This is a genomic window from Alloalcanivorax xenomutans (genome assembly GCF_900217905.1).
Lineage (GTDB): Bacteria > Pseudomonadota > Gammaproteobacteria > Pseudomonadales > Alcanivoracaceae > Alloalcanivorax > Alloalcanivorax xenomutans.
Genome location: NZ_OBMO01000006.1, coordinates 16952 through 31182, shown reverse-complemented (window position 1 = coordinate 31182; position 14231 = coordinate 16952). Strand labels below are relative to the sequence as shown.

Below are 14231 nucleotides of genomic sequence, written 5' to 3'. Positions count from 1 at the left end.
GACCACGCCGCATACTAATTTTTCATCGCGTACTTGCCAGCGCCCAGGAAGAACAGCGCCGCGGCGGTGAACAGATAGAATCCCTGCAGCTCAATCGCCCAGCCACCATTGTCGTTGATCGCGAACAACTCATTCATGTGCACCAGCACCAGCGCCACCAGCATGTTGCCAACAATCAACGCTGCCCCGACCCGGGTGTAATAACCAACAATGATCATAAGCGGCGCGATCACCTCGCCGATAAACACCCCGTAGGCAAAAAAACCGGGCAATCCCATGCTTTGCAGAGAACCGGCGATCCAGCCCACTCCATGCAACAGCTTTGAGACACCGTGCAGCAGCAGCATGCCGCCCAGACTCAAGCGCAGAATCAATTTTCCCAGGTCCGGATGGTTCATGGCGTTCTCCTCGTCCTCTGTTGGTCGGTAATGTACCGATATTGAACGGGTTTCCCGCGACGAAGGAAAGACGCCCGTGACACAAACCGGGACCACCGATCTTCCTGCTTCCGACAAAAAATCGTTTACATGACACCCATCATGCATTTATATATTATAGCCATCATCAAAAAGGAGGACGGCCATGCGCGTCAGCCGAGAGCAAGCCGCCGCCAACCGGCGCCGAATCGTCACCGAGGCATCCCGGCTGTTTCGGGAAAAAGGTTACGACGGCGTGGCCGTGGCGGACCTGATGAAAAGCGCCGGCCTCACCCACGGCGGCTTCTACGGGCACTTCGAGTCCAAGGAAGCGCTGATGGCGGAAACCTGTGCCTCCTCCGGCGATATCCGTACCCGGTGGGAGCGTCGCACCGCCAAACGCCAGCAACCGCCCTTTCAGGTGCTGGTGGAGCAATACCTGAGCCCGCGCCATCGTGACCAGCCCGGCCACGGCTGCCTGTTCGCCGCGCTCTCGGTGGATACCGCCCGACAAACGCAGGAGGTACGCCGCGCCTACACCGGCACCTTCCGCAAGTTCGTCGACATGATCGCCGACTGGGTCCCCGGCCGCCGCGCCAACCGCCGGCGCCGGGCCCTGGCCACGGCGTCCAGTCTGGTCGGCGCCCTGGTGCTGTCCCGCGCCGTGGACGACCCGGAACTGTCCAGCGAAATTCTCGACGCGGTGCGCCAGCAGTTGCTCGGCGCCACCGCTTCCGCAACCTCTTCTTCTACAACCCGGGCTTCCTCCGGGAAGCCCGCCAAGGAGTAAACCGTGAATCAATCCAATACCGCCATGAAAGCCATGACTGGCCTGGAAACACTGCAGATGATGATGGAGAAGGATCTCCGCGCCGGCATCGGCCAGACCATGGACTTCACACTGGTGGAGGTGGAGCGGGGACGGGTCGTGTTCGAAGGCTCGCCCAGCGAAAAAGTCTACAACCCGATCGGCACCGTCCATGGTGGTTACGCCGCTACCTTGCTGGATTCCGCTTGCGGCTGTGCCGTGCATTCCAATCTGGAGGTGGATCAGGCCTATACCACCGCGGAGCTGAAAGTGGCCTATCACAAGGCCATGACCAAGGACACCGGCCCGGTACGCGCGGAAGGCAAGATCATCACCATGGGCCGCCGCCTGGCGTTCGCCGAGGCCCGCCTCACCGACGCCGAGGGCCGCCTTTATGCCAGCGCCACCTCGACGTTGCTGGTGATGCAGCGGTAAGCGCCGATGAATCGCGCCGCCATCGCCACCGTACCACGGCCCCTTTCCCGGCCGGATGCCGGGGAGCGGGCGCGCCGGATCCTGCATGCACCGGTGCTTCCCACCTTGTTGAAGCTGGCGCTGCCCAATCTGGTGGTGATGCTGGCCCAGGCCCTGGCCAACTTTCTGGAAAGCTACTACGTCGGCCTGATCGGCGTGGACGCCCTGGCCGGGGCCGCCCTGGTGTTCCCGCTGGTGATGCTCATGATGATGATGTCCGGCGGCGGCATCGGCGGTGGGATCTCGTCGGCGGTGGCGCGCGCCCTCGGTGCCGGCGATACCGACAAGGCCAATGCCCTGGCGCTGCACGCGGTGGTCATCACTGGTGTGCTTGGCCTGCTCTGCTCACTGGTGGTGATTGGGTCCGGTCCCGCGCTCTACACCCTGCTCGGCGGCCGCGGCCAGGCCCTGGACGCCGCCCTCGCCTATTCCAACGCGCTGTTCGCCGGGGTCACCTTTCTGTGGTTGATGAATGGCCTGTCGGCGGTCATGCGTGGCGCCGGCAATATGCTGATGCCGGCGCTGGTGCTCACCGGCGGCGTGCCGCTACTGCTGGTACTGTCACCGCTGCTGATCTTCGGTATCGGCCCGCTGCCGGGCCTGGGCATCACCGGCGCCGGGCTGGCTCTGGCGGCCTACTATCTGATCGCCACGGTGATTCTTACCGTGGCCCTGTTACGCGGCCATGGCGGCGTCCGGCTGGATCCGCGCGCGCCGTTGCGCAAATCCCTGTTCGCGGAGATCCTCGGCGTCGGCTTGTGGTCCGCCCTGAACACCGTGTTCTCCAACTTAAGCGTGGTGGTGGCCACCTTCTTCGTCGCCCGCACCGGGATGACGGCGTTGGCCGGCTTCGGCCTCGGCATCCGCATCGAATATCTGCAGATCCCACTCAGCTTCGGTTTCGGCACCGCTCTGGTGGCCATGGTCGGCATGAACATGGGAGCCGGCCAGATCCAGCGTGCCCGCCGCATCGCCTGGGTCGGCGCCGCCCTCACCGCCGCCACCACCGGCACCGTGGGACTGCTCGCCGCCACCTTCCCCAACGCCTGGCTCGGCCTGTTCACCGACGATGCCGAAGCGATCGCCACCGGCGCCGTTTACCTGCGCACGGTGGCGCCGGTGTACAGCTTCTTCGGTGTCGGTATGGCGCTGTACTTCGCTTCCCAAGGCGTCGGCCGCATGCGGTGGCCGATTGCCGCCAGCCTCACCCGCCTCGCTGTTCTTGGCATCGGCGGCACCCTGACAACAACGCTGTTCCCCGGCGATCTGGTGGCCCTGTGCGCGGTCATGGCCGCCTCCCTGGTGGCACTGGCGATGGTTAACAGTATTCCCTGGCTGATCAGGAGATAATCATGAAAGCCGTTATCGCGGGCTACGCCCGTTCCCCGTTCCACTTCGCCCGCAAAGGGGCGCTCGCCGAAGTACGCCCGGATGATCTCGCCGCCCAGGTGGTGAAGGGGTTACTGGCGCGTACCGATCTGGATCCGTCGCTGCTGGAGGACGTGATTCTTGGCTGCGCCTACCCGGAGGCCGCCCAGGGCAACAACCTGGCGCGCATCGTCGGGCTGTTGTCGGGCCTGCCCCTGGAAATCGGCGGCATGACCATCAACCGCTTTTGCGGCTCGTCCATGTCCGCCATCCATATCGCCGCCGCCCAGATCGAGGCGGGTATCGGTGATGCCTATCTGTGCGTGGGCGTGGAAAGCATGACCATGGTGCCCCAGGGCGGTTTCAACTTTTCCCCCAACCCCTGGCTGCGGGAACACACCGACGCTTACGTGTCCATGGGACGCACCGCCGAGAACGTCGCGCAACGCTATGAAATCGGCCGTCCGGAGCAGGAAGAACTGGCTCTGATCTCCCACCGCAAGGCCGCCGCCGCGCGGGACGGCGGTCTGTTGCGTGATGAAATCATCGCCATCGATACGGGAACGGGCGCGAACCGGATCGAGGACGACGGCTGCATCCGTCCCGGCACCTCTCTGGAAGCTCTGGCGAAACTGCCGCCGGCGTTTGATGAAAACGGCGTGGTCACCGCCGGCACCTCTTCACCGCTCACCGATGGCGCCAGTGCCGTGCTGGTCACCAGCGATGACTTCGCCCAGCGCCACAATCTGCCGGCCAGCGCCCGGATCCGCGCCGTGGCCACCGCCGGTTGCGACCCGGCGGTAATGGGGCTCGGTCCGATTCCCGCCACCCGCAAGGCACTGCAACGGGCCGGTCTCAGTGTGGAGCAGCTGGACGTGGTGGAAATCAACGAAGCGTTCTCATCCCAGGCGCTGGCCTGCATCCGCGATCTGGGACTGAACCCGGACACCGTGAACCTGGACGGCGGCGCGCTGGCTCTTGGTCATCCGCTGGGCGCCACCGGCGCGCGCATCACCGGTAAAGCCGCCACCCTGCTGCGGCGGGAAAAGGCCCGCTACGCCCTTGCCACCCAATGCATCGGCGGCGGCCAGGGCATCGCCACCATCCTGGAGGCCCTGTAACAGCCCGTTCGCGGGCGCCCACCTTTTCGTCCGTTACTCCGACGACCCGGCGTCCCTGGCGTTCCCACTACGCGCCAGAGACAACGCCACGGTGATGGCTCCGCCATCGTCCTCTCCACGGCCGTGGCACCGGGGTCGCCGGGGGCTTTTTATGGCGGCCATCTTTAAGGTCTTTGGAGCCTCCATTCAGACATTGCTACAAGGCCGCTGTGGGAGCTTGTCCGGGCGGCGGGCCGCTGCAAGCGAATGGGTCAGTATTCGCCAGCAGGCTGGCTCCCACAGCGGTTCTGTAGCGCCGTGCAGAGGGAACCCCAAGCCCCCAAGCCAGATTTTGCGTCAACTCCTTTGCCTCATTATTAATCGCGTTTTAATATAAGCTTATATCAATACATTTATTGTGGGCTTTTTCGGTCAGGACCTTCGCTCTGACCGCACGCCAGGGAGTTCCGTCATGCCAGCTTCACTTGCCAGCAAGCGGGCGCTACGCCTCAGCTTGATCCCCTTTCTGTTTGTTTCAGCCCTCGCGGCTCGCGGCGCCGACTCCGGAGAAACCCTGGCCCGTCAGGGCGCCAGCGGCGCGCCACCCTGCGTCACCTGCCACGGCACCGATGGGCGCGGCAACGCGGCCGGCGGCTTCCCTTCCCTGGCCGGCCTCAGTGCCGACTATCAGGCCAAGCAACTGCATGACTTCGCCAGCGGCAAGCGCGCCAATCCGATCATGGCGCCGATCGCCAAGGCACTCAGCGACGAGCAGATCCAGGCAGTGGCGGAGTACTACGCCGGCCTCGATGCCGGCTCCGGTCAAACCGATCAGCAAAGCAGCGACAAGGCCACTGCCTTGCCAGGGCGCGATTGGGTGGTGAATGGACACTGGCAGGCCAATCAGCCCGCCTGCGTCGCCTGTCATGGTGACGGTGCCCGTGGGGTGGGCAACCACTTCCCGGCGCTGGCCGGGCAACATGCCGGTTATCTGGAAGCCCAGCTCAAGGCCTGGCAAAGCGGGCAACGCAAAAACGACGCCGGCGGGCTGATGGCAGCGGTGGCAAACGCCATGACCGAGCAACAAATCAAGGAAGTCGCCGCCTATCTCGCCGCCCTGCCCACCACTGGAGAGATCCCGGAGCATGCCCGGCCGGATCCGGCACCCCGTGTCGCCGACGCCCTCAACAATTACTTCCAGCCGCCGCTGTTGGAGGATCTACCCGATAACGAATTCGGTGCCTCGGTGCGTCGCGGCGCGGATATTTTCCGCCACACCAGCACCGATGCCGAAGCCGGCCGCTACGTGGGCAATAGCCAGAGCTGCGTCAACTGCCACATGAACAACGGCCGCCAGGCCAACGCCGCACCAATGTGGGCGGCCTGGGGACAGTACCCGGCCTGGCGCGGCAAGAACCAAAAGGTGAATACCATGGCGGAACGCCTTCAGGGTTGCTTCACCTATTCGCAAAACGCCCAGGCCTCCGAGGCGGGACAGGCGCCGGCGGCGGACAGTCAGGTCATTGTTGATCTGATGAGTTTCATGTTCTGGCAATCCAAGAGCACCCCCACCGGGGAAGCTCTGCCGGGCCGGGGCTATCCGGAACTGGACAAGCCGGCGCAGCCGTTCTCACCGGAACGGGGGGCCGGCTTGTACGCGGAGCATTGCGCGCTGTGTCACGGCGACGACGGCCAGGGCACCGCTTTGGCGAAACGCCGCTACCAATTCCCGCCGCTGTGGGGAGATCAGGCCTTCAATTGGGGGGCCGGCATGCACAGGGTCAACACCGCCGCCGCCTTTATCCAGGCCAACATGCCCTTGGGCAAACCGGGCAGTCTGTCGGTACAGCAGGCCTGGGATCTGGCCGCGTTCATCACCAGCCAGCCACGGCCACAGGACCCGCGCTTCAAAGGGGATCTCGACGCCACCATTAAAGACTTCCACGGCAACCGGGCCATGGATTACTACGGTAAAACCGTGAACGGCTATCACCTGGGCGCGCCGGGAACCCTGGAGCAATGGCAGCGGGATCTGGCCGACAAACCCTGAGGTTTCGCTGCCAGCATCGCCGAAACCGGAGACATGCCGGCCTCGGCGATGTTGGCCGAACCTGGAACCCGGGTAGCGGAACCACCCGGGGTGGTAACAACGGGGCTCAGGCGAACTGATCCCGCAATGCCTTGCGATTGAGCTTACCCACCGCGGTCTTGGCAATGCCGTCGGTGAAAATAACACTGCGCGGTTTCTTGTAGGACGCCACTTTATCCGCCACAAACCGGATCAGTTCGTCCTCCTCGGCCCGCGCCCCGGCCTTCAGCACCACCACCGCGGTCACCGCTTCCACCCATTGCGGATCCTTGCGGCCGATCACCGCGCACTCCGCCACCGCCGGATGGGCGCTCAGCACATCTTCCACTTCCCTGGGATAAACGTTGTAGCCGCCGGTGATGATCATGTCCGAGGTGCGGTCCTTGAGGTGCAGAAAGCCGTTATCATCAAAACGGCCCACATCACGGGTACGCAGCCAGCCACCGTCCATGAACATCTCCCGATTCAGTTCCGGCGCATTGTGATAACCGGCCATCATTGAGGGGGCACGTACCGCGATCTCACCGGCCTCGCCCTCCGCGACATCGTTACCGGCATCATCCACCAGGCGGATTTCCACTTCCACGGACGGCTTGCCACAAGCGCCGAGCAGGGCCTCGGTATGATCCTCCGGCCGCAACACGGCCAGGGTCAGCGGGCATTCGGTCTGCCCGTAGTATTGCCAGAATTTTTCTCGCCCCCATAGCGCCATGGCCTGCTCAATGACCGGACGCGGCATCGGCGACGCGCCATAAATCACCTGCCGCAAACGGCTCACGTCGGTTGTCGCGAAGCGGGGGTGCCCGAGCAACATTTGCAACATGGTCGGCACCAGATTCACCGTGGTGATCCGCTGTTTCTCGATCAGCGTCAGAAAAGCATCCGGGTCGAACGCCGGCATGATCACGGTGCGAGCGCCACGCAGCCAGAACGGCAGCACGAACACGCCGCTGGCGTGGATCAGCGACGCGGCATGCAGCATGGCATCGTCCTGCTCCACCGCGAGAAGGTTCATCAACACGTTCTTGCAAACGGCGGCGTAGGAAGCCTGGGTGTGCTGTGCCGCCTTGAGAGTCCCGGTGGTGCCGGAGGTAAACAGGGTAAGAATGACGTCGTCGTCGGCTACCGGCACCGCCGGTTTGCTATCGCTGAGAGCAGCACAGGCCCGCAGCAAATCCTCACCGCCGCCAGCGGCACTGCCGATGCCATGTGCCCGCAGTCCCGATACGGCATCACACAGTTGTGCCGCCCGCTCCGCCAGATCCTCGCCATACAGCAGCAGCGCGCAACCGGTTTCTTCCAGCATTTTACGGTGCTCGTCCAACGACAGACGAGCGTTGAGCGGCACCCGGTTCACTCCGGCTTTCACACAGGCGAAGTCCACCGGAACACTGTACAACCCGTTATTCAACAGCAACGCCACGCGGTCTCCGCGGCACACATTCCGTTCGATCAGCGCATGGGCAAGGCGATTGCTCAGGCTCTGGGTTTCGCCGAACGTCAGGCTCTGGTCACCGAAAACAAGGGCGGTCCGGTCCGGATAATAACCAGCGCCCCGGTGAATCAGATCCAGATACGTCGTGGTCATGCATTCTCTCCTGTGGTTTATCGTTATTGGTGGTCATCGAAGCGGCCATGACGGCCCGCTCCACCGGCGAAACGGGCGGCGCCATCAATGGCCTCGGCGAACACAATCGGGTACCCTCCCGCCCCTTCCCGTCGTAACGCTTCCGCCAGGTCGTGGTCCCACTGTTGGTAGGTGGAGATCCGGTCGGCGCGCAGACAGCGTTGCGGGAACGCGGCGATATCCCGGGCCAGCGCCTGGGCGGTGGCCAGAGCCTCGCCATCCGCCACCACCCGGTTGGCCAGCCCCATGCGCAGTGCTTCGTCGGCGGCTACCGGGCGCCCGGTCAGAATCATGTCCAGGGCTTGCCCCTGACCGATGATGCGAGCGAGCCGCACGGTGCCGCCGTCGATCAGCGGCACCCCCCAGCGACGGCAGAACACGCCGAACACCGCCGAGGTCTCCGCCACGCGCATGTCGCACAACAGGGACAGCTCCAGGCCTCCCGCCACCGCATAGCCGGACACGGCGGCGATCACCGGCTTGCTCAGCAGCATGCGCGAGGGGCCCATGGGGCCCGGGCCGGTGCCTTCAGGCTCCACCTCGTTGCGGCGCTGATCGTCGCCCATGGCGGACAGGTCCGCGCCAGCGCAGAAATTGCCGCCGGCACCGGCCAGTACCGCGGCATGGACGCTGTCGTCCTGCTCAAACGCCTCGAAAGCCGCGCGCAGGGCATCGGCGGTGGGCCGGTCCACGGCATTGCGTTTATCGGGACGGTTAATGATGATCGTGCGAACGGCACCCTCGGTATGGGTGATGACCGGTGAGTTCGACATGGGCTGCCTCCTGATTCGTGGGCTGTGCGGTACGCCACCTTGTTACAAATATGATCCATATTTGAAAAAATAGGATATATTTCTGAAAATGTCCAATAAAGACAGTTGTTGTTATTTTGAGAGCACGGAACTGACGGCTTCGGATCTGGTGCTTGATCTGCTTTCCACCCACGATGCCCGGGAGCTGTCGATCGCCGCGTTGTGCCGGGCCGGCGAAGCCTGCGGCTTGCAGCCACAGAACGTGCGGGTGGCGGTGAACCGTTTGCAGCGTCAAGGCAAGGTCATCAGCCCGGCCCGTGGAATCTATGCCCTCGACGCCACGGGTAATACATTGATCGGAGACGTCCGCAACTGGCTGCGCAAGGAGCAGCAGGCGGTGGCCTGGGATGGCGGCTGGGTCGGTGTCATCGACGCCGCCGTGCCACGACGGGAAAAAGTGGCCTGGCGCCGTCATGAACGGGCCCTGACGTTGCGAGGATTTCGTGCTCTGGAAAACAGCGGGTTGTGGCTCCGTCCGGATAATCTGGTCGGCGGTGTGTCAGCGGTGCGGGAGGACCTGAAGCGTCTGGGACTGGCACCCGCGGCACGGGTGTTCGGCGTCAACGCGCTATCCGGGCAGGATGAAACCCGGATCCGGGCACAATGGGATACCCGGGCGATGATCCAGGCCTATCAGGACGTTGGCCGACGTTTGCAAGCCAGCGAGGCGAATCTGGACACCCTGCCGCTGGATCAGGCCGCTCGCGACAGTCTGTTGCTGGGACGCACCGCCATCCGCCTGATCATCCATGACCCCTTACTGCCCGAAGCCCTGATGGGCGGTGATGAACGTCATCACCTGATCGATCAGGTCCGCGCCTATCAGGTCAGAGCCAAAGCGTTGTGGGCGCGGTTTCTGGAGGACGGCTGACGATCGAGCCTCCGGGCACTCCGGGACACCACCGCGCCGGAAAACGCTACTCAGCCCTGGCCCGAACGGCAAACATCAGCCGCACCGCCACCACCGCGGCAGGAGCGCTCGCACCCTGGGGAGGGCAAAGCGGTCGTCGATCAGATGCACCACGCCTTCGTCATCACCGGTGCGGATCACCCGGCCGGCGGCCTGGACCACTTTGCGCAGCCCCGGATACAGATAGGTGTAGTCGTAGCCGTCGCCGAACAGCACCGCCAAACGCGTCTTGAATTGTTCGTTCACCGGATTCATCTGCGGCAACCCCAGCGTCGCCACGAAAGCGCCAATCAGGCGCCGACCGGGCAGGTCGATGCCTTCGGCGAAGGCGCCGCCGAGCACCGCGAACCCGATTCCTTCCCCGCCTTCTTCGAAGCGATCCAGAAACGCCTGACGAGCCTCTTCGTCCATGCGTCTTTGCTGGGACCAGACCGGCACGTCCGGATGGGCCCGGCGGAACACCGAGAGCACGCCTTCCAGATACTCATAGCTGCTGAAGAACGCCAGGTAATTACCACGGCGCTGCTGGAACTGATCACCGATCAACGCGGCGATCGGCGCCAAAGAGGCCCGGCGGTCGCGGTAACGGGTAGAGATGCGGTGGCCGATGCGCACCTGTAATTGCTCCGCCCGGAACGGCGACGGCACATCCACCCAGGCGGTGGTGTCCGGCAGCCCGAGCAGATCGGCATAGTAACGGGGCGGGCTGAGCGTGGCGGAAAACAGCACCGCCGCCGAAGCGGTTTCAAAACGCGGCGCCAGCAAGGCCGCCGGCACCACGTTACGCAAACACAAACACGAACCGGGCCGGCCACGGGACGGAGCACGCCAGTGGCTGTCAAACAGAAAGGCATCACTGTCGAATCGTTCCGCCACCCGGTTGAAATGCAGCGCATCGAAATAGAAACGGATCAGATCGCTGTCCAGAGCTTCCGGTTGTTCGGCCAGATAATCGGTGATCGCCGCCACGCCCTGCTGCAAGGCGAAAAGAAATCCCTGGGGCGGATCATCATGAACGCGATAGTCGGTGTCAGGCTGGGCTTCCTCGATCTCTTTATTTAGCGCGTTCCAGTGCCGGTGGATGCGTTCGAACGCGCCTTTCAGGGATTTCGGCACCTGTTTTTTCAGGCGGCGAAAGGCGATCTGATCCAGTTCGGCGGAATACATGCCACGGGCACGGTCCACCAGGTTGTGGGCTTCGTCCGCCAGCACCGCCACGCGCCACTGGTTTTCCGTGGTGAGCCCGTGCAACAGCGCGGAAAGATCGAAGTAGTAGTTGTAGTCCCCCACCACCACATCACTCCAGCGCGCCATTTCCTGGCTCAGATAATAGGGGCAGATGTGGTGCCTCAGTGCCACCTCGCGGAGCTGCCGACGATCCAGTATCGGTGATTCGACCGCCGCTTGCCGGGCGGCGGGCAGACGGTCATAAAAACCCGCCGCCAGCGGACAGGATTCCCCATGACAAGCCTTGTCCGGATGTTCACAACTTTTTTCCCGGGCAATCATTTCCACGGTACGCAACGGCATCGTGCCGTCGCCGGTGAGCGTGCGCACCGCGTCCAACGCCAGCTTTCGTCCCGGCGTTTTGGCGCTGAGGAAAAACACCTTGTCCAGCGCTCGCCCCGGCGCCGCCTTTAACAGCGGAAACAAGGTCCCCAGGGTCTTGCCGATACCGGTGGGCGCCTGGGCCAACAGTGGCCGGCCAGTGCAGGCACTTTGATACACCGATTCCGCCAGTTCACGCTGGCCGGAACGGAACCGGGCATGCGGAAAAGCCAACGCGGTCAAGGCCTGATCCCGCGCCTGACGATGGGCCAGCTCACGGTCCGCCCATTGCAGGAAACGTTCACAGTGTTCATCAAAAAAACGGTTGAGGGACTCCGCCTCGTGGACTTCCCGCAGCGGCGTTTCCTTCTGCTTGACCACATCAAAATAAACCAGCGCCAGTTCCACCTGGTCCAGGCCGCGCTCACGGCACAGCAAAGCGCCGTATATCTTCAACTGCGCCCAATGCAACACCCGATGGTTGGCGGGCTGCCGCTCCAGATCGCCACGAAAGGTTTTGATTTCTTCCAGGCGGTTACGGCGGGGATCGTAACCATCGGCCCGGCCACGCACATGCAAGTGGCGGTAGTCACCGGCCAAGGGTACTTCCCGTTGATAACTCTCACCGCGACGGCCGGTGACGGTGGTGTGCCCGGCAATGCCCTCCTGAGCGGTGGGCGAAGGGGTGAAACGCAAATCCAGGTCGCCGCTTTTGGCGGTGAACTCCGCCAGGGCGCGCACCGCCACGGTATAGCGGCTCACTCCGTCTCCCGCCAACGCACATGACACACCGCCACCGGAATATCGTGCCGCTGAAAATAGTCGAGCCAGCGCCGCTGATTATCCTGCAGACGATCGCCGGGCCCCTTCACTTCCACCATTCGATAACGGCGCTGTCGCGGCCATAGCTGAATCAGATCCGGTAACCCCGAGCGATTGGCGCGCGGATCGGCCAGCAGTCGCTCAAAGCAGAGGCGCAGATGCTCGGCGGGAATGCAGTCCAATGCCTGAGTCAGCAGCTCCGAATCGAGCGCATCCCAAAACAGGAACGGCGACAAACGCCCTTGCTTTTCCTCGAAACGTTGCAGGATCACGGCGCGATAGCTGCCATCATTCAGGCGCGCCAGCGCCTGTTCAAACAGATCCCGGCGGCGGCTGACAAAATCGTCCCGATAGAGGTCCGCCGGCCCGCTTTGAAACGGATGGAAAAAGGCACCGGGCAGGGGCGCGAACAGCGCCTCCCAGCACAGCAGCCCGAACAGACTGTTGATCAGGGTGTTTTCCACGTAGTGGACCGGCTCCGAGGCGGTCCGCATATGGTTCCTCACCGCCAGCTCCACCCACGGATAATACGGCAGCGTCAGTTCGAACTCATGATGCGTCGGTATTGCCCCGGCACGCCGCACGGGATGCCCGAGTTTACGTTGCAGACGGGGCAACACCCGCTGCACCTGCTGCCACTCCGCTTCGTTGCGGGGCTCCGCCTCGGCGCTCCGGGCCAATTGGTAAGCCTCGGTATAGCGGCCGGTTTTTTCCAGGACCCGCAGCTCACGGGCACGGGCCTCGGCGTAATGGCATCGCTGATACAAAGCCAGGGCAGCCTGTTCCTCGCCACGCCGCTCCCTCTCCCGCGCCACCTTGAACAACAACTTATGTCCGCGCTCGCGCAACCACGGGTTATCCGGCAACGCTTCCAGGCGCGGCAGCAGCGCCTGCTCCAACGCCTCCAGATCGCCATCGCCATCGAACCGCTCCCGGCAAGCGGCCAGATCGAGATAGGCATCCACTTCCTCACGACTCTGAAAGGGGCGTGAGGCGCGGGACAAGGTCACGGTTTCATACAGGAAGGTGCCTTGTTCGGCGAGCACGAACTCGGACCAGTCCTGGTGCAGATTGCCGAAGAACATCAAACGCAGGCGATCGCACAGTGGCCGAATGCGCAACTGATAGACCGGCACACCGTCCCAGCCCCACGCCTTCGCGGTACGGGCCTGATCGTCGTCTTCCCGCAGTGCCGCCAGCCAAAGCGTCTTGCGCGCCGACAGCGCCAGGCCCCGCTCCACCAGGCGCTGGTGCAAAGCGGACTTCAACTCATCACGGGTACAGAGGGCAAACAGCGTCTCCAAGGTCAGGAGCGGGTCGCCATCAACCCAGCCCGCGCTGATCAGCGGCGCCATGGCGGTAGCGGTGTCGCCAACTTCGCGGTAGCCCAGCCGGTCCCGGCGGAAGTACTCGCCCTTGCGCATCACCATCCGCGCCAGCAAGGCACGGCTGGGCTCCGGCGAAGCGCGAAAGGCATCCAGGAATGCCATTTCCTCCGGCGCCAGCAGATCGCCATGGCGCTCCCCCACCCAATCCAGCACGGTCTGGAAGTTGTGCAGGTAGTAGAGCGGATCGGCGAGATCGGCAGTGAGTGGACGAGATGTACTGGTCATCCGATTAGCATACCAATGGACAGTATTCGGTACCAACCATTGAGCATCTTCGATGCTGACAAAAAGATCTAAATATCAGAACAAAGAAAACAGATTATCCCTGTTTTTTATCTAATCACCTGCCCTTTTAATACTCCCATCACCGCACGGTCCAGCGGGCCGGTGCCACTCTCAACCTTTAAGAGGCTTTCGATCATGACGTTATTGCAACCCGCTCTGCAGACTCGTAGCACCTGGGCACCGCTGCTGCTGCGCATCCCCGTGGGCATTATTTTCATGGCCCATGGCGCACAAAAACTGTTCGGCTGGTTTGGTGGCCATGGCCTGGAAGGCACCGGCCAATGGATGTCCTCCATCGGCCTGGAACCCGGCGTTCTGATGGCTCTGGCGGCGGGTTCGGCTGAGTTCTTCGGTGGCTTGTTGTTACTGATCGGCCTGCTGACACGGCCCGCGGCACTGGCACTTGCCTTCACCATGGTGATGGCGATTGTCACCGTCCATATCGGCAACGGCCTGTTCATGAGCAACAATGGCTACGAATTCGGGCTTGCGCTGTTGGCGGCTTCGGTCTCGCTGTTGGTCTCCGGCGGCGGCAACCTGAGCCTGGACCGGGCCCTCTACCCGGCGGACTGAAACACGCGGTC

General features: G+C 63.4%; 12 protein-coding genes. 7 read left to right on the top strand and 5 right to left on the bottom strand.

Annotated features, from left to right (window positions below):
- Positions 1–14: 14 nt before the first annotated feature.
- Positions 15–398 (bottom strand): DoxX family protein, encoded by a 384-nt coding sequence (locus CRO06_RS05970; protein WP_097057987.1) that lies wholly within the window; start codon positions 396–398, stop codon positions 15–17.
- Between the two features lie 184 nt (positions 399–582).
- Between CRO06_RS05970 and CRO06_RS05965 the strand changes: the two genes are divergently transcribed.
- From CRO06_RS05965 to CRO06_RS05945, 5 genes are all read left to right on the top strand, one after another.
- Positions 583–1206 (top strand): TetR/AcrR family transcriptional regulator, encoded by a 624-nt coding sequence (locus CRO06_RS05965; protein ID WP_055099102.1) that lies wholly within the window; start codon positions 583–585, stop codon positions 1204–1206.
- Positions 1207–1209: 3 nt separating this feature from the next.
- Positions 1210–1659, top strand: coding sequence for a PaaI family thioesterase (locus CRO06_RS05960; RefSeq protein WP_218839874.1), 450 nt, complete (start codon positions 1210–1212; stop codon positions 1657–1659).
- A 6-nt stretch (positions 1660–1665) separates the two neighbouring features.
- Positions 1666–3048, top strand: coding sequence for an MATE family efflux transporter (locus CRO06_RS05955; RefSeq protein WP_097057986.1), 1383 nt, complete (start codon positions 1666–1668; stop codon positions 3046–3048).
- 2 nt (positions 3049–3050) lie between these two features.
- The gene (locus CRO06_RS05950; protein WP_097057985.1) at positions 3051–4187 is read left to right on the top strand and encodes a thiolase family protein; all 1137 of its coding nucleotides are present in this window, start codon (positions 3051–3053) and stop codon (positions 4185–4187) included.
- A 451-nt stretch (positions 4188–4638) separates the two neighbouring features.
- Positions 4639–6216, top strand: a complete 1578-nt coding sequence (locus CRO06_RS05945) for a c-type cytochrome (RefSeq protein WP_097057984.1) — start codon at positions 4639–4641, stop codon at positions 6214–6216.
- Between the two features lie 106 nt (positions 6217–6322).
- On the opposite strand, the gene CRO06_RS05940 is transcribed toward CRO06_RS05945, so the two are convergent.
- Together CRO06_RS05940 and CRO06_RS05935 are read right to left on the bottom strand one after the other, a co-directional pair.
- Positions 6323–7843, bottom strand: coding sequence for an AMP-binding protein (locus CRO06_RS05940; protein WP_097057983.1), 1521 nt, complete (start codon positions 7841–7843; stop codon positions 6323–6325).
- 23 nt (positions 7844–7866) lie between these two features.
- Positions 7867–8655, bottom strand: a complete 789-nt coding sequence (locus tag CRO06_RS05935; RefSeq protein ID WP_055099097.1) for a crotonase/enoyl-CoA hydratase family protein — start codon at positions 8653–8655, stop codon at positions 7867–7869.
- 88 nt (positions 8656–8743) lie between these two features.
- Between CRO06_RS05935 and CRO06_RS05930 the strand changes: the two genes are divergently transcribed.
- Positions 8744–9565 carry a hypothetical protein gene (locus tag CRO06_RS05930; protein ID WP_055099096.1) on the top strand — a complete coding sequence of 274 codons (822 nt, stop codon included), beginning with the start codon at positions 8744–8746 and terminating at the stop codon, positions 9563–9565.
- Positions 9566–9640: 75 nt separating this feature from the next.
- Here CRO06_RS05930 and CRO06_RS05925 read toward each other — a convergent pair whose 3' ends face one another.
- Positions 9641–11914, bottom strand: coding sequence for a helicase C-terminal domain-containing protein (locus CRO06_RS05925; protein ID WP_097057982.1), 2274 nt, complete (start codon positions 11912–11914; stop codon positions 9641–9643).
- The gene (locus tag CRO06_RS05920; protein WP_179746500.1) at positions 11911–13587 is read right to left on the bottom strand and encodes a VRR-NUC domain-containing protein; all 1677 of its coding nucleotides are present in this window, start codon (positions 13585–13587) and stop codon (positions 11911–11913) included. Before CRO06_RS05920 ends, CRO06_RS05925 begins: the two co-directional genes overlap by 4 nt.
- A gap of 195 nt (positions 13588–13782) precedes the next feature.
- Between CRO06_RS05920 and CRO06_RS05915 the strand changes: the two genes are divergently transcribed.
- Entirely contained in the window at positions 13783–14220 is a 438-nt protein-coding gene (locus tag CRO06_RS05915) for a DoxX family protein (RefSeq protein ID WP_035450857.1), read from the top strand.
- Positions 14221–14231 lie beyond the last annotated feature (11 nt).

Coding starts and splice junctions, on each gene's coding strand:
- CRO06_RS05970 (WP_097057987.1), bottom strand. CDS start 398: ATGAACCATCCGGACCTGGGAAAATTGATTCTGCGCTTGAGTCTGGGC.
- CRO06_RS05965 (WP_055099102.1), top strand. CDS start 583: ATGCGCGTCAGCCGAGAGCAAGCCGCCGCCAACCGGCGCCGAATCGTC.
- CRO06_RS05955 (WP_097057986.1), top strand. CDS start 1,666: ATGAATCGCGCCGCCATCGCCACCGTACCACGGCCCCTTTCCCGGCCG.
- CRO06_RS05950 (WP_097057985.1), top strand. CDS start 3,051: ATGAAAGCCGTTATCGCGGGCTACGCCCGTTCCCCGTTCCACTTCGCC.
- CRO06_RS05945 (WP_097057984.1), top strand. CDS start 4,639: ATGCCAGCTTCACTTGCCAGCAAGCGGGCGCTACGCCTCAGCTTGATC.
- CRO06_RS05940 (WP_097057983.1), bottom strand. CDS start 7,843: ATGACCACGACGTATCTGGATCTGATTCACCGGGGCGCTGGTTATTAT.
- CRO06_RS05935 (WP_055099097.1), bottom strand. CDS start 8,655: ATGTCGAACTCACCGGTCATCACCCATACCGAGGGTGCCGTTCGCACG.
- CRO06_RS05930 (WP_055099096.1), top strand. CDS start 8,744: ATGTCCAATAAAGACAGTTGTTGTTATTTTGAGAGCACGGAACTGACG.
- CRO06_RS05920 (WP_179746500.1), bottom strand. CDS start 13,587: ATGACCAGTACATCTCGTCCACTCACTGCCGATCTCGCCGATCCGCTC.
- CRO06_RS05915 (WP_035450857.1), top strand. CDS start 13,783: ATGACGTTATTGCAACCCGCTCTGCAGACTCGTAGCACCTGGGCACCG.